Genomic DNA, 14,879 nt, shown 5'->3' with positions numbered 1-14,879 from the left:
AAACGGCGTACTTATTAGTACGCCGTTTTTTATTACTCAAAATTAAGTAATGCCAATTGCACCAGCCGTTCAACTGTGGTGCCTTGAACATTTGTAGGCGCTTTAGAATAATACTTTGATTTTGGTGGCTTAATAGATACAAACCAATGGTTGGTGGCCATTTCATGGGCTAACAACTTTCTCTCTTTGGGTGTTAAATGGTTTTCGTGTATTTTTGCCAGCTCACCACTATCAAGCCATATTCCTGCACAACCCGGGCACTCGTCTATCTCAACTACTTTGAGCGGTGAAAAATACCGGCGCATCATCACTATGCTTGCGCACTTTGGGCAATTTACTCGCGATGATACATCGCCCTCACCTTCAATGTAATTACTCAAATACTTAAGTAATACCTGACCATGCTTTAACTCTGGCGAGCTAAACTTAAAAATTTGGCTGTTATCAAAAAATACGCCGCCTTGCGCTGACGTAAAAACAGTAATGCCGCCAACAAGTAAAGGTTCAAGTGGCGTATTACTACGAGGACAATACATTTAAAATTCCTTTTTATTTATGTTCTTTTACTCAAGCGCTTTATGAATAAGCCCAACAAGCGGCGCTGGCAATGTAATATTACCTGCAAGTACAAACTCATGCGCGTCATCTGACATTTTTTGCCATGTACGGCGAATAATCCCTATCCATTTCTCTTCATTATAATCTGGTTTTGCATTAGCAAACCCAAGCATGTAATGCTCAATAAATACTAGGCTTGCTACATCTTCTACTAATTGGCTATCTGGGTTACGTTTAATATTTTTTTTAGCGACTGCATCGTACACTCTGTTTTGCTCAGCCTCGCTGTACCCTGCTTGCTGCATAAGCGCTACAACACTACTTGCATGAAATATATAAAGAGCACTGCGCCACTGATGATAGCCCTGTTTGTTCATTTCAAAGTCGCTACGTGGCGACTTCCAACGCTGAATATGTTGCGCACGCACTGCAATTTGCATGAGTTCATCGGCATCAGGCTTAAAGCGAGTTAGCATTTCGCTCATACGCTGTGAGTATAAATACTCTTTTGGAAAACTTTCTCCATTGTGCTGCTCAGTATTCGGGTCTTGGTTATTAGCTTCATCAATCAGCGTTATTACTTTATTAAACATGACGGTCATTTATTGTAATTAGTTTTAATCATTCTAAACGCTGGTAAAACAATAAACTAGTGCCCCACTCACTTCAGCGGTGAAATTTGTTCAATCAAAAAGTAAAGCCAATTAATACAGGTTATAAAATTAAGCGCATTAATAAAGTTAACTTGGTACTATATTGAGCACAAATTAAAATAAAAAAGCGCGACTAACTCGCCAATAATGGATGACTATGTTTAAAAAACGTATTTTAGCTATTTGCTTAGCAGCCACCTCGCTATCATGCCTTGCCGACAGCAACAGCGATTTAAAAACAATTATTGATAACCACTGGCAAAACGCCAAAGCTGAAAAAATATTTTTTCGTACCGATCCAGACGGTTGGAAACCAAACGGCACATTACCAAATTGGAGCGAGCAAGCCATTGCTAAGCGCCAAGCTTATAACAACAGCGTACTAAAAAGCTTAGCCAATATTGACCCAAAAACGCTCAACAACGAGCAGCTAATGAACTACCGCTTATTTAAATATGAGCGAGAAACCGAGCAGCAAAGCTATCTTTATCAAGATAAGTATTTTCCGGTAAATTTTTTAAGTGGCTGGCATACTTACTTTGCCGAAGCGCCGGCTAACATGGCTTTTTTAACAGTTGATGATTACAACGCATTTTTAATCAGCCTTGCCGACTACCCGCACTTTAATCAGCAAAATATTGATTTAATGAAAGAAGGTATAAAAACAGGCTTTACTCATTATTGTAAAACCTTTGAAAATTACAGCCAAAGCATTAGCGCGCACATAGTTAACAACCCCGAAAATAGCGCCCTTTACGAACCCTTTACACGTATACCTAATACCTTTAGTGCATCGCAAAAAGCAAACTTAAAACAAAAAGCAAAAGCCGTAATTGAAAAAAAAGTAATTCCTGCCTATCAGCATTTTTACGACTTTTTTAAAAATGACTATATGCCACACTGTAGAGCGCAGCCGGGTATTGCAAGCGTTAAAGGCGGGCTTGATTACTACAAGTATACGGTTAATTACTACACCACAACAAACGCCACACCTAAAAAAATTCACGAACTAGGCCTTAAAGAAGTCGCGCGTATTAAAGCGCAAATGCAAAGCATTATTGATGAAGTAGAATTTGATGGCACCTATAGTGAGTTTCTAGAATTTTTAGCAACCGATGAGCAATTTTACGCAAAAGACGCGCAAGACCTGCTTGAAAAAACAGCCTTTATTACGCAAAAAATGTATGGCAAGTTACCAACCTACTTTGGCCATTTACCGCGTAATACCTTTACTATAAAAGGCTCAGCGAGTCGCGGCGCATTTTATATGCCACCGGCCGATAACCGTTCCCCTGGTACTTACTTTTTAGCCTCAACACCTAAACTGCAGCCTTTATATAATTTAGAAGCACTTAGCTTGCATGAAGCAATCCCTGGGCATCACTTACAAAACGCCATTGCTATGGAGTTAGATGTACCCGAATTTAGACGCACACTTAGCCACTCTGTATTTGGCGAAGGTTGGGCACTATACACAGAACGCTTAGGCAAAGAAGCTGGTTTTTATCAAAGCCCGTACAGTGATTTTGGCCGTTTAGGTTACGAAATGTGGCGTGCAGTACGCTTAGTGGTTGATACCGGTATTCATGCATTTGGCTGGAGCCGCCAAAAAGCAATTGATTACCTAGCCAGTCACACTGCCTTACCACAAAGCGCAGTGGAAGATCAGATAGATCGTTATATTTCATGGCCAGGCCAAGCGCTTTCGTACAAAATGGGCGAGCTAAAAATACGCGAACTGCGTGCAAAAGCCGAAAAAGAACTCGGCCCACAATTTGACATACGCAGCTTTCACGACACCGTTATTGGCCAAGGCTCATTGCCTATGGCAGTGCTTGAAGACGTTATAAACGATTGGATAGAAAAACAAAAATCGGCTATTTAACATTAATGAAGGCGGTATTATTTTCCGCCTCTTTCTAAACGGACTTTTTAATGAAACACCTACTTATTTTTATATCACTCATTTTATTTAGCAGCCAAGCTACTGCGTTTTGTTTAGACGCATCAAACTACATAGAGGGAGTAAAATATGGCGTTTGTGGGGAGCAAACTGATTCAATTTCCCTTACGCCTTATTTTATTATATGGATGCTTTTAAATGTGTTATTTGGGCAAATGCTTAATAAGCCAAATATACACGTGGGGTTTAAATATTTACTTTTCCTATGTGCGTTCCCACTGAGCCCGTTAGTACTATTAATGAATTTAACTGGGATGGTGGTATTTCGGGTTTATCAAAAATCTGCAACTACTTCTTCAGCCAAAACAGCTCAGCCTAACCCTGATGACTCAAAAGCTGTTATTGAAAAACCGAGTATTAATCAGCTAATAATTGGTGAGTACACTTTTGACAGCATGCAGCAGTCTTTAATTAAAGAAGATAACCTCTACACATTAGAGCCCAAATGCATGCAGGTACTTAGCTATTTAATAGAACAACAACCAAGAATAGTTAGCCTTGAAGAGTTACATAATAATGTATGGGAGAATCAAATTGTAACCGACACCGCAGTTAGGCGAGTTATTAGCAAACTACGTGTGACCCTTAACGATAACGACACAAAAAACCCCACATATATAAAATCTGTAATGAAACGAGGTTATCAGCTTATAGCTGAAGTAAAAACACAACCTATTGTATAGTAATGACTTATAAAAGTTATAACCAAGGTAATACCATGGTTATAACTTTATAATAACTAGTTAATGGCTTTGTTATCGTTATTTTTTGCCAATCGTTTTAATTTGTTTAGGCGCTATAGAGCGACCCATAAAATTAAATAATTAAGGAAAAAAATATGAAACACTTATTACCTCTATTACTAGTATTAATCATAACAGTAATTACATTAAGCCTTATTAACAGCAACGAGTGTATAGAAATAGGTAACGCATCTATTGCCAGTATTTCATTTGGCACTTGTGATTTATCTAACCCTCAATCAAACATATCACCACTTTTAGCTTTATTTTGGTTAGCCATGAGCGTTTGCTTTGCAATTACATTACCTAAATCAACTGTTGCTAATAAGTACAAAATTGCCTTATTTATATTTGGTTTACCACTCACTGTTTTTGTTTATTTAATTGCCTATATATCTGAAAATATACGCCAAGCCACTCAATCTCTTAAGTAAACCTAGATGAGCAAGTCACACTTGCTCATCCTTTCTTAATTAAATACAAGTGAAAATCAATCCCTACCCGCTTTTGCTTCGTAAACTTAATGATTACAAAGACCAGAGCATAAGTATGAGCAAACGCATTTTATATTGGCTACAAAACGATTTACGCCTATCCGACAACCCAATTTTTAGTGACCTTGCGTTGCAGCAATGTGCGCTTGATATTGTATTTGTTATTAATCCGCACTGGTTTAAAAATAGTAACTACCAACAAAAACCCTACGGTAAACATAAGCAGCAGTTTTTAATGCAAAGCTTGTACGAGCTACAACAAGCACTTATTGAGCGTGGGCAAACCCTACATGTGCTTGAAGGCGAACCCGTATCGCTTTTAAAAGCGCGTATAAATGAGCAAAATATTGATGAAGTGGTATACAGTGAGCAATTTGGCCTGTACGAACAACGCCAAATAAACTTACTCAAAGCACATTGCCCCAATACACAATTTACAGGGTCGCAGCAAGACACGCTCTTTAAGCAAAGTGACCTCCCCTTTGATTTAAGCGAATTACCCAAACACTTTACCCCTTTTCGTAAAAAGGTAGAGGCCGCTAATAGCCCTATTACACCAACAACTTTGCCAAACGGCTTGCTGCCTAAGCCAATAACTTTATGCGCAAAAAAACCTATAGAACGTATAACAAATAAAGGCGTAATGCATGGCGGGCTTAACAACGCGCAAGCTCATTTAAAACAGTATTTTGCAGGCGCTATGCCAAGTACTTATAAAACGACTCGCAACGAACTTGATGGCTTTAACAACACCACCAAATTTAGTACTTGGCTTGCCTTTGGTTGTTTAAGTGCAAAACAAGTATATAAAGCCGTAGAAGATTACGAACAAAGCAACACGGCAAACGAGTCTACTTACTGGATTAAATTTGAATTGCTATGGCGAGAGTATTTTAAATGGCACGCACTTAAAGCGGGCAACAGCCTGTTTAGCTTTAAAGGGCAAAAACAAACTAAACCGCTCACTACTTTTTCACCTACACGTTTTGCAGCATGGTGTAATGGCACAACCCCTTACCCGCTTGTAAATGCCATTATGGAAGAACTAAACACTACGGGTTACATTTCAAACCGTGCAAGGCAAATTGCAGCAAGCTGTTTAGTAAACGAGTTAGGCCTTGATTGGCGGTACGGCGCAGCCTATTTTGAGCAACAACTAATTGATTACGATGTAGCAGCAAACTGGGGCAACTGGCAATACATAGCTGGTGTGGGCGTTGACCCTCGTGGCGGGCGGCACTTCAATATTGAAAAGCAAACACAGCAGTTTGACCCAAATGGTATTTATACCAATAAATGGCACGGGCACAGTAATAAAACACAGCAGCTCGATCACTTAAACGAAGTAGACTGGCCTATTTAAGCCAATCTACCTCGTTTAGGTTATATTTAAAACAGCTGAGCAATGCCTATATTAATGGCAAAGCCACCTAAGGTTAAAAACAAAAATAAACAACCTGCTAATAACAGTGGCTTTATACCCGCTTGGCGAATAGCGCCAACATGTGTACGCAGCCCAAGTGCGACCATGGCAATGGTGAGCAATATATTATCAAACCATACAATGGCGTTTGTAGCACCTTGCGGAATAACCGATAACGAATGCACGCCACTTGCCACTATAAATAACACCGCAAACCAAGGGATTGTAATACCCGCTTTTTGCTCGCCGCCATGTGCGTTTATGTTTGCATGCTTTTTACTTTGCCAAAACGACAAGCCCACTAAAAATGGCGCAAGCATCATCACGCGTAACATTTTTTCAATCACGGCGGTGTCGGCTGCATTGGTACTTACCGCAGTACCTGCTGCGACCACTTGCGCAACTTCATGAATGGTTGAACCAACAAAAATACCGTACGCATGCTCACTCACACCCATATATTCAAACATAATTGGGTATGCAAACATACTGAACGTGCCAAACACCACAACCGTTGCCACCGCTACCGATACTTTATGTGCCTGAGCTTTTATAACTGGCTCGGTTGCCATTACCGCTGCAGCGCCACAAATAGAGCTACCCGCACCTATTAGTATGGTTGTTTGTTCATCAAGCTTAAAAACGCGCTTACCTAGCTGTACTGCTAATATAAACGTACCAAGCAGCATTACCACATCGGTTAATAGGCCATGCCAGCCTACACCCGCTACTTGCGCAAAAGTAATTCTAAACCCAAATAAAATAACGCCCGCTTTGAGTAATATACTTTTAGCGTAATCAACGCCTACATCTGTACGCGTAGCAATGTGCGCAAACACGCTGTTACCCACAATAATGCCAAGCACAATACCAATTGTTAAGGAGCTAAATTGCGCACTTTGCATTATAGGTAATTTACTTAATCCAACAGATGCCCCCGCTAAAATAACCACCAGCAGCATACCTAACCACCAGCGCGTATCGCCGTATTGCTTAGTATTAATAGCCAAAGGCTGAAAACTATTTTTAATAGCGCTAAGCATAATATTCCCTCACTTAAACCATATTGATGTGTTGACTTAATTGTAAGAAAGTTCAAAATATAACTCCAATATATTAAAATCATGATTTGATAACTTAAAGTTATGCAGTATAGAGTTATGCAATTTAAGGTTATACAATGAACTTACATGCACTTAGGGTGTTTTATACGGTGGCTAAGCTCGGTAGCTTTTCAGGCGCAGCCGAAGCGCTTTTTATAAGCCAGCCTGCGGTATCAAAGGCTTTAAAAGAGCTTGAGTATCAACTAAACATACAACTTATTGAACGTGCATCTAAAGGTAAAAAGCTCACCTTAAGCGAAGGCGGCCAAGCCCTATATGATCACGCACGTAGTATTTTTGCCATTGAAAAAGCCGCCATTGACGATATAAAATCGCGCACAGGGCTTAAGCGCGGTACATTAGTTATAGGCACCAGCACCACCATTGCCAGTTATTGGCTACCGCCTTATTTAGCCAAATTTTGCGCCCAATACCCACATATAAAAGTAGAAGTACAAGTGGCTAATACCGCGCAAATTGAGCACGCATTGCTAGAGTGCACTATCGATTTAGCACTGGTTGAAGGCACACCCACCGAGCCGCACATTATTAGTAAGCACTGGCAAAACGATTTAATGAGTGTCGTTATACCCAGCAACAGTGAGCCCACTAAAGACTTAAAAGCATGGTTAAACAAGCAGTTTTGGCTACTGCGCGAGCCAGGCTCTGGCACTTTAGAAATGTCGGTTAAGTTATTAGCACAACATGGCGTACAAGCTGAGCAAAGTATGCAATTAGGCAGCAACGAAGCCATAGCTAGGGCCGTTGCTCAAGGTATGGGGGTCGCTTTATTGCCAAATGTAGTTACTGAGGATTTAGTGCAGCTAGGCAAATTAACACGCCTGAGCCAAAAAAATAACGAGCAACTCTCTAGGCCACTGTATCAACTACATTATAAAGACAGACCGTCTTCGCATGCTGCGCAAGCATTCGAAAAAAGCCTGTTTAGTATATAGTGATTATGTGAGCTGTAAGTCACGTAAGGGAAAGGTTGTGTGACATGAATGGCTTGTTGCGGTGTTACCTTAATTTATTATATATAAGCCAACTAGTTAAACCCATTGAAAGTACCAATAAATGAAGAACCAATGTTTCACGATTAAATTCACTAAAAAGACTAAGTAAAAAAACAGGAAGTATGCTTAAGATTAAAACTACCGGTAATTTAAATAAATTTAACTTTTGGAGTAATAAGCTAATAGGTAATCCGTAAATGAGCATCAAAGGATAAAAATAAAATAAACTTCCCACCCCTATTGATACACCAAAACCAACACCTGAAATTAATGAACTAACAGAAGTATAGTTTTCGATACCCGCATAAAAATAACAAAAACCAAGGACTGGTAATGCAATTAATGGACTAAGAATCGCAGCAATCAAATTTTTACGTAGATCTTTAGACATATTAAGAAATACCACAACGAGCTTGTAGATTAATTAGTTTTTTATTTGTTTTAATTGATATGCAAACCATAGCTGAATTCCTATTTCTGCTCAGCCAAATGGATCAAACCCGTCTTCACGCACTGTAATTTTAAGAGAACACTCATAGCAGTTCACCAGCTACCCATAAATCTATTAGCTAAATCAGTAAGCCCAAATATGATCAAGCTAAACTCATAAGCCCTTAGTTAAATCTTGTGCCAATGACCCCGTTGGCTTTTCAATTACGCGTACTAACTCTTTACCATTTTGCTTAACAATAAACGTTGGGGTGTATTGCAAGTCGTGAGCCTTTGCAATGCCTGCATCGTCTTGCTTGTTGTAACCCACGGCCACATATTCAATGCTTGCAAGTTGTACTTTTGATTCATCTAGTAACTTAATTAAACGCGGCACTTCGCGCTCACTGTCGTGGCACCATGTGCCAAATAATACAATTAGCTCTTTACCTTCTAGCTTTTGCATTAACGCAATGTCTTGTGCTGTTGGCGTGAATGCTTTGTATTGCTCGTTAAACTTGTCGTAGTCGCTTAGCAGTACATCAGTTGTAATACCCCCCGAAAATGGTGCGTCAGCAGCACAGCTTAATAACGGCATGCTTAAAGCACACAATAAAATTAATTGTTTAAACATAAGGTTGCTCTTAATTAGATATTAAATTAGGTATTAAATAAAGCATTTAACGACTATACCCAATATTGAGTGAGGAGTGAACAGCTCTAAAGCGTTACTTTTTATCCATAAAAAAATTAACTTGCGATAAGTTAGTTAAATATTCTCGCCTTACTGCTTTATTCTCGGCTAACTTATCTAAGTCACCAATTAAGGTAACAAGCTTGGTGTGTGAGTGACGGTTTGTTTCTATAAAATCATCTTGCTTGTCATCACTCTCATCGCGCTCTTTTTTATGCATTGAGTAGCTGTTTTCGTTTTCTTCGAGCCAAATATCGTCAATTAAGCGAATGTCGCTTTTACTAACTGTTTGCTCTTGCATCGCCATTTGCAGTTCATATTGGTTAGTTTGCGGGTTAAACGCATACATTTTTGTATCAACATCCACTTCGTGAGACTGATCAAGCCCCACTAGCTCTTTATTTTTAACCGCAGTCCCTACGTTATAACTCTCTTCTTTGTTGTAGTAATCAGGGCGACTGTATTGATAATCAAAATGGCTACTTACATTTTTACTCTGCGTTACACCGCTAAGATCCCCTAACTGGCTTTGCTCAGTTGCTTGGCTTAATTCAATGCTGCTTTTTGGTTGATAGTCGCCGTTATCCAGCGCATATGAAAAAGTGGCATCAAAATCAGCGAGCTTAGAAATCCCCGATCCTAATGTATTCGGCGCTTTATTACCTAGCCTTTGGTAACGGCTATCGTTTGCGACCATGTTATCAACTAAATCGGCTACCATAGCGCGCCCGTCATTAAAGTGCAGATCTGCAAGCGACTCCAAATTGCTATAACGCTCAGCCGCCGACGACATACTTGCAAAAGCGCCTTTAAATAATGCAAAGCCCTGCAGCATTGCTTCGTCACCTTTTCGCCCAAATGCCGACTCTTTATTGTCTTTGGTACTGTTTACTCGGCTATCTTCTAAGCTTTGATCGAGCGACGCTAAATACTGCTGCATTTGCTGCGTGTCTTTAGCGCCAATGGTTGACATATCGAGTGTAAAATCAATGTCGTTTTGCCCACCTGCGGCTTTAAACACAAGTGCTTGCTGGTTTGATGCTTCATCAATGGAGTAACTTAAATCAAGCGTGTTCTCTTTCGAATCAGGATCTTTATTTTGCGTTGTTGAAAACGACACATCAAAGCCTGTTAGCTGCTCACTATTAAACCCAGCTAAAAAATCTAAACTCATGTCTGTTTGGTTTGGCACTATAAGAGAATTAAATGAGTTTTCACTCACTTTAAAAAATTCATCGGCCATTTCGCCAACACCACTGAGCACCTGCGTAAGTGCTTTATGCTCAGCCTCAGATAAATCGCCATTTACTTCGTAACTTAAGCTAAAGCCATCAACGGCTTCGCCTGTTTCTTCGTCATAACCTTGCGATGAGTTAAAGGTAATGTTTATAACATCACCTTCTTTAGTTTTTACCGAGAGCTCAAACAGGTTGTGATCGCCATCCTCGTATTTTGCGCGATTAAGGCTTTCCATGTACGGATTAAGCGTGCGCTCAACACGTTGCTGACTTGAGGCTAAAAAGGTTTTTTGCTCATGCCCAAGTTGCCCTAAACTCGATAAAATATCGCTGGTATTAGCATAAGCACCCTGAATATTCTTAACCGACGTATTTAATCGCTCAATTAATTGGGTACTGTTTTCGTTTTTTAATAACCCCTCATGCTGAGAGCTTATTACGGTGCGCAGGGCGAGTTCTTCATTGGAGGGTTTATAGTTATTAAGGCTTGGTGTACTCGATATTGTAAATAGTGAGGTTAATTGCTGCTGTAAAACATCCTCAACTTTTTGATTACTGGCTAGGGCTTCGTCAGTAGTTTCGTTATTTAACTGGCTAAGCAGCTCGTCGGTTATTTTAGGCACGTTAGTGTGTAAAGCATTAATAGCTTGAAGGTCACCGTTACTTTTTGGCGCCGCCAAAGAGGTTTGACTCGTATTATTAACTGATTGACCAAGTAAAGCGCTTAAATTGGCGTGGTTGCCAAGAGTGCTGTTGACCATGATTATCCTTAATCGCTAAACTCTATTAAGTATTTTATCGGTCATTTAGCTAAAAGCTTTAGCTACAGTAATAAAATTAAAAGCAGAAAAAATTAATACTTGAATTTAGATATAATCATCTGCTTTTAATCTAAAATTTTGAAGGCGTAATCTAAATTACTCCTCCTCTTCCAACTCAATATTTCGCTCAGCTAAGGCATTTAATAATTTTTTACTCGGCTCGCTATTTTCTAAACCAATTATTTCAGTAAGATTAGGTAATAGAGCTAAATCATCAATTGCCTTATTTGTTACTTTGGGTACTTCATCTCCCATACCGGGATCCCAAAATGGATGCATGTGCTCTAAAAATACAGCTCCACCATTTAAACCACTGTCTTGATAAAGCTGCGTTACTTTTTCGAGTAAAGTCATCGGTATTTCTACGTTTTTAAAGTACTTTTTAACTTCAGCAATGCACTCATATCCATCTTCTTCTCGATCAATTTCGCGTTTTATATACTCTTTGGCAAATAAATCTAAATCAAACTTTGGTAAGAGGATCTCTTGTCGATACATCAGCTCTTCAATAACGAGTAACTTAAAATTAAAATCACGAAATAAAACGGTGGGTTTATTATTAATATTAAACAATTTAGGTGTGTTTTTTAAAGCATCAGCTTCTAAAAGTAACGATTTTAAGTGTGTCACTTTAGCTTTATCGGTAGTGGCTTTAAGTAATATGTCTAAGCTTTTTCGAGTAGGGGCTGAAACGGTAATTCTACGCAGAGCCGTTTTAATATTTTTGTTGTATTTTTCTTGGCTAACTGAATCTATATTATCTAATTTTTGTTGATAATCGTTAATTATACTTTGTTTTGCGCCCTTTGCTTTAATGTGATTTAGGTGTTCATGAATATGTGCTTGTTGTGTTTTTTTACCTTCAATCCCAAGCGGGCATAGTATTAAATTTTCAATTAAATAATCCATCTCAATATCAGAAAAATCAAAGTCATTAATCAGGCTTTTAAAAATCAGAGGTGCGTTTTTATAAAACACATCTGCAGGCTTTGCAAGCATACTTAGTAGTTCTGAATGCATCCAGCCGTAACTGCTATTTCTAGCATGCCTAACAATGCTCGAATGTAATAGCTGAGTAAACTCGTTTATAACATCTGGGTGAAACTCTTCAAAAATACCCATTATCAAATTACTATCTTCATCTGAAAATGCTCGATAAAAAGAAGGAAGCAATAGCGCTATATCAACTTTATTGAGTTCATACCGCTTGATAAAATCTGGAGTGTAACTGCCTACTGAAAGATAAAAATATAGCTCTATTAAACCTGAAACAACTAAGTTAATTTTTGTATTTTGCTGATGTACCCGTTGGTGTTCAATAAGTTCTTTTATTTTAGTTAGTATAGTTTGGTGATATTTTAATAACACCAAAGCATTTGGCGAATAATCTGAGCTACTTACAGTCTCAATAAACGTAGCAAGGTACTCAACCTCAAGTGTGTCAGATAAATCTATGGTTGAAAGCCAATTCATCATTGCGCTGTATATTTCATCTTCAATGCTAAAATCAGCCCTCATTAAACTACGACATTCTGGCCAATCAATGAGCCCTCGATCATATTGCCTTTTAATGGTTGCTTGCTGTTCTTCTATTAATTTTTTCCATTGCGCATGAATGTTTCTTACTGTTGCTTTATTTTTTTTATTAGGTACACCTTTTTGAACAACACCAAAATTAGGGTCACGAATTAAATCTATATTTTTTTGTATCTGAGAATGTATAGTCAACATATTTACTCGGTAGTCCTTACTCGAAAGATATTTTTGTGGGGTTATAAGGTATTCTTTTTATTTATTAGCAAACTGCAGACAACTTAATCGACGAACCATCACCATAATCATCATGAACCATAACTAATACTGGAATAGGATAATCCCAGCCTCCAGCCTTCCACCAGCTCTCAGCCAGCCATTGTTTTGTTAGATTAGCAATTAAGTAACCCGCGTTGAACTCTTCATTGATATAATATTTCTCATCAAAATGAGGTATAGCATAATCACCCGAAAGTAACTCCACTGATTTACCAGAAAATATTGAAGCATCAGTGCTATTTATCTTTTTTTGTTTTCCTTCGTAATATATCCAAGCTGAAGGAGTCTCCATACAATCATCACCTAGAAATATTTGAATCTCAGCACCTAAAACAGATTCGGGAATTGAAACTGTAAACAAATTCTTGAGCTCGCGAATAAAACAAGGTGATATTTTTTCTAATGAAACTAAAAATTTAGCTTTAAACTGCTCTGAACTTAAACCAAATGGCACCATACGTACTTCTCCCAATAACTAAACATTAAGCCAGCTGATACCGCTTAACATACTGATTAAACTTGTCTTTTATAATTTTATTTCAATGTTTTTTTGTAGATCAGGGGTTGACTCTAAGAATAACTTCCACGCGCCAAGAGCTTCTTTAAGCTGCTGCGTAGGTATATTTTGAAAATAGCTATCGTCTAGTAAAGAATATACTCGTGCATTGTGTAGCGTGAATTCAGTTCCCCATCTTTCGCGGTTCCAGTCAAGAAAGCTACATTCACTTGCTAAAACAGAGTTTATTCTCTTTATTCCTTCATCAATCCAAAAAATAGTTTCACTGTAACGTAACCCACCATCATCTAATAAAAGACTTAACAATACACTCTTACCATTACTGTTTACATTTTCACAAGAGCATATTGGTACAATGCGACCAAACTGAATTCGCCAAGAAAAATTTATTTTCATAGCCCACCCTAAATACATTTGAAATTAAACTATTTAGGAATTTTTAACTCCACTTCTATGATATTAAAAGCAATTACTGGAGAACAAAAAATACAAAATTTATCTAGCTTTTTATTCTTTGTACTAAAAAGTCGACCGCCGCTTTCACCTTTGGTACTAAATAGCGCTGTTTTTGATATAACAAATAAACCGCCATAGTCGCATTTTGGCTTATCGCTAATTCATGCTCAAACTTAAGCTCTTGCAACTGGCCAGACTCAAGGTATGAGTCGAGCGCCCACCGAGTAGACATTAAAATACCCTCACCATTACATGCTTTTTTAGCCAGCCACGATCCGTTATTTGAAATAGCGACCGCAGGCCCAGAAACGTCGTGCCATTGATCATCCACTTTACATAACCAAGGCGTTGGCCCCGCTGGCGTTTTAAAATAAAGGCCACTGTGATCCTTTAATTCCATAACATTATTAGGCACGCCGTATTTTTGTAAATAGCAGGGTGACGCGACAGGAATAAAGCCATTATCCATTAGTTTTATTGCTAGCACGCGTTCATTTGGCGCATAACCACCACGAATGGCTATATCAACGTCGTCACGCCCAAGTGTAGACAGCTCATCACTTAAGCTAACATCTAATATAATTTCGGGGTATAGCGCGCTAAATTCATCAAGCAGAGGCAGTAATATTTTATCACCAAAACTCACCATTGAGCTTATACATAATCGCCCCATTGGTGTTGTTTGATAACTGCGCACTGTTTCGTGGCTTTGCTCTAGCTGATTTATTATTTGCTGAACATCGTTATAGTAAATTTGCCCAACTTCGGTCAATTTAACTATACGGGTCGAACGCTTTAAAAGCGTCGCCCCTAGGCTTTTTTCTAAATCAGCAACCCGCCGTGACAACGACGAGGGCGGCACATCAAATGCTTTTGCGGCTTTGGTAAAACTGCCTGTTTCAACCACCTTAATAAAATACCGTATTGCTTTTAGTTGATCCAAGTTGCCTCTCCATTAA

General features: G+C 38.7%; 15 protein-coding genes. 5 read left to right on the top strand and 10 right to left on the bottom strand.

The features are described from left to right. Positions 1-32: 32 nt before the first annotated feature. The gene (locus ALFOR1_RS17220; protein WP_104643816.1) at positions 33-536 is read right to left on the bottom strand and encodes a TFIIB-type zinc ribbon-containing protein; all 504 of its coding nucleotides are present in this window, start codon (positions 534-536) and stop codon (positions 33-35) included. Between the two features lie 27 nt (positions 537-563). After that, entirely contained in the window at positions 564-1,151 is a 588-nt protein-coding gene (locus tag ALFOR1_RS17215) for a DUF4202 domain-containing protein (protein ID WP_104644168.1), read from the bottom strand. Positions 1,152-1,368: 217 nt separating this feature from the next. Between ALFOR1_RS17215 and ALFOR1_RS17210 the strand changes: the two genes are divergently transcribed. The 4 genes from ALFOR1_RS17210 (at position 1,369) to ALFOR1_RS17195 (ending at position 5,774) form a co-directional block, all read left to right on the top strand. Beyond that, a complete protein-coding gene (locus ALFOR1_RS17210; RefSeq protein WP_104643815.1) occupies positions 1,369-3,096 on the top strand; it encodes a DUF885 domain-containing protein in 1,728 nt (575 codons plus the stop codon). Positions 3,097-3,146: 50 nt separating this feature from the next. After that, the gene (locus ALFOR1_RS17205; protein ID WP_104643814.1) at positions 3,147-3,857 is read left to right on the top strand and encodes a winged helix-turn-helix domain-containing protein; all 711 of its coding nucleotides are present in this window, start codon (positions 3,147-3,149) and stop codon (positions 3,855-3,857) included. 155 nt (positions 3,858-4,012) lie between these two features. Next, entirely contained in the window at positions 4,013-4,351 is a 339-nt protein-coding gene (locus ALFOR1_RS17200; protein ID WP_054981643.1) for a hypothetical protein, read from the top strand. A gap of 115 nt (positions 4,352-4,466) precedes the next feature. Further along, positions 4,467-5,774, top strand: a complete 1,308-nt coding sequence (locus ALFOR1_RS17195) for a DASH family cryptochrome (RefSeq protein ID WP_104643813.1) — start codon at positions 4,467-4,469, stop codon at positions 5,772-5,774. Positions 5,775-5,800: 26 nt separating this feature from the next. On the opposite strand, the gene ALFOR1_RS17190 is transcribed toward ALFOR1_RS17195, so the two are convergent. Beyond that, entirely contained in the window at positions 5,801-6,877 is a 1,077-nt protein-coding gene (locus ALFOR1_RS17190; protein ID WP_104643812.1) for a YeiH family protein, read from the bottom strand. A 137-nt stretch (positions 6,878-7,014) separates the two neighbouring features. On the opposite strand from ALFOR1_RS17190, the gene ALFOR1_RS17185 reads away from it, so the two are divergent. Next, complete coding sequence (locus ALFOR1_RS17185) at positions 7,015-7,893, top strand: LysR family transcriptional regulator (protein ID WP_104643811.1); 879 nt, start codon at positions 7,015-7,017, stop codon at positions 7,891-7,893. A gap of 64 nt (positions 7,894-7,957) precedes the next feature. Here ALFOR1_RS17185 and ALFOR1_RS17180 read toward each other — a convergent pair whose 3' ends face one another. The 7 genes from ALFOR1_RS17180 to ALFOR1_RS17150 form a co-directional block, all read right to left on the bottom strand. Continuing rightward, complete coding sequence (locus tag ALFOR1_RS17180; protein WP_104643810.1) at positions 7,958-8,344, bottom strand: hypothetical protein; 387 nt, start codon at positions 8,342-8,344, stop codon at positions 7,958-7,960. Positions 8,345-8,557: 213 nt separating this feature from the next. Next, complete coding sequence (locus ALFOR1_RS17175; protein WP_104643809.1) at positions 8,558-9,016, bottom strand: TlpA family protein disulfide reductase; 459 nt, start codon at positions 9,014-9,016, stop codon at positions 8,558-8,560. A gap of 94 nt (positions 9,017-9,110) precedes the next feature. Beyond that, entirely contained in the window at positions 9,111-11,075 is a 1,965-nt protein-coding gene (locus ALFOR1_RS17170; protein ID WP_104643808.1) for a hypothetical protein, read from the bottom strand. Positions 11,076-11,231: 156 nt separating this feature from the next. Continuing rightward, the gene (locus ALFOR1_RS17165; RefSeq protein WP_104643807.1) at positions 11,232-12,866 is read right to left on the bottom strand and encodes a DUF6892 domain-containing protein; all 1,635 of its coding nucleotides are present in this window, start codon (positions 12,864-12,866) and stop codon (positions 11,232-11,234) included. Between the two features lie 64 nt (positions 12,867-12,930). Continuing rightward, a complete protein-coding gene (locus ALFOR1_RS17160; protein WP_104643806.1) occupies positions 12,931-13,404 on the bottom strand; it encodes a hypothetical protein in 474 nt (157 codons plus the stop codon). 69 nt (positions 13,405-13,473) lie between these two features. Then, on the bottom strand, positions 13,474-13,860 hold the full coding sequence (locus tag ALFOR1_RS17155) for a hypothetical protein (RefSeq protein ID WP_104643805.1): 387 nt from the start codon (positions 13,858-13,860) through the stop codon (positions 13,474-13,476). Positions 13,861-13,963: 103 nt separating this feature from the next. Then, positions 13,964-14,863: a LysR family transcriptional regulator gene (locus ALFOR1_RS17150; RefSeq protein WP_104643804.1), complete on the bottom strand. Its 900-nt coding sequence runs from the start codon at positions 14,861-14,863 to the stop codon at positions 13,964-13,966. Positions 14,864-14,879 lie beyond the last annotated feature (16 nt).

Origin of the sequence: Pseudoalteromonas carrageenovora IAM 12662 (genome assembly GCF_900239935.1) — a bacterium.
GTDB lineage: Bacteria > Pseudomonadota > Gammaproteobacteria > Enterobacterales > Alteromonadaceae > Pseudoalteromonas > Pseudoalteromonas carrageenovora.
The sequence above is the reverse complement of the archived record's forward strand: the minus strand, read 5'-3'. Positions and strand labels throughout refer to the sequence as shown.

Coding starts and splice junctions, on each gene's coding strand:
- ALFOR1_RS17160 (WP_104643806.1), bottom strand. CDS start 13,404: ATGGTGCCATTTGGTTTAAGTTCAGAGCAGTTTAAAGCTAAATTTTTA.
- ALFOR1_RS17165 (WP_104643807.1), bottom strand. CDS start 12,866: ATGTTGACTATACATTCTCAGATACAAAAAAATATAGATTTAATTCGT.
- ALFOR1_RS17205 (WP_104643814.1), top strand. CDS start 3,147: ATGAAACACCTACTTATTTTTATATCACTCATTTTATTTAGCAGCCAA.
- ALFOR1_RS17210 (WP_104643815.1), top strand. CDS start 1,369: ATGTTTAAAAAACGTATTTTAGCTATTTGCTTAGCAGCCACCTCGCTA.
- ALFOR1_RS17200 (WP_054981643.1), top strand. CDS start 4,013: ATGAAACACTTATTACCTCTATTACTAGTATTAATCATAACAGTAATT.
- ALFOR1_RS17220 (WP_104643816.1), bottom strand. CDS start 536: ATGTATTGTCCTCGTAGTAATACGCCACTTGAACCTTTACTTGTTGGC.
- ALFOR1_RS17180 (WP_104643810.1), bottom strand. CDS start 8,344: ATGTCTAAAGATCTACGTAAAAATTTGATTGCTGCGATTCTTAGTCCA.
- ALFOR1_RS17170 (WP_104643808.1), bottom strand. CDS start 11,075: ATGGTCAACAGCACTCTTGGCAACCACGCCAATTTAAGCGCTTTACTT.
- ALFOR1_RS17195 (WP_104643813.1), top strand. CDS start 4,467: ATGAGCAAACGCATTTTATATTGGCTACAAAACGATTTACGCCTATCC.
- ALFOR1_RS17190 (WP_104643812.1), bottom strand. CDS start 6,877: ATGCTTAGCGCTATTAAAAATAGTTTTCAGCCTTTGGCTATTAATACT.
- ALFOR1_RS17185 (WP_104643811.1), top strand. CDS start 7,015: ATGAACTTACATGCACTTAGGGTGTTTTATACGGTGGCTAAGCTCGGT.
- ALFOR1_RS17155 (WP_104643805.1), bottom strand. CDS start 13,860: ATGAAAATAAATTTTTCTTGGCGAATTCAGTTTGGTCGCATTGTACCA.
- ALFOR1_RS17215 (WP_104644168.1), bottom strand. CDS start 1,151: ATGTTTAATAAAGTAATAACGCTGATTGATGAAGCTAATAACCAAGAC.
- ALFOR1_RS17175 (WP_104643809.1), bottom strand. CDS start 9,016: ATGTTTAAACAATTAATTTTATTGTGTGCTTTAAGCATGCCGTTATTA.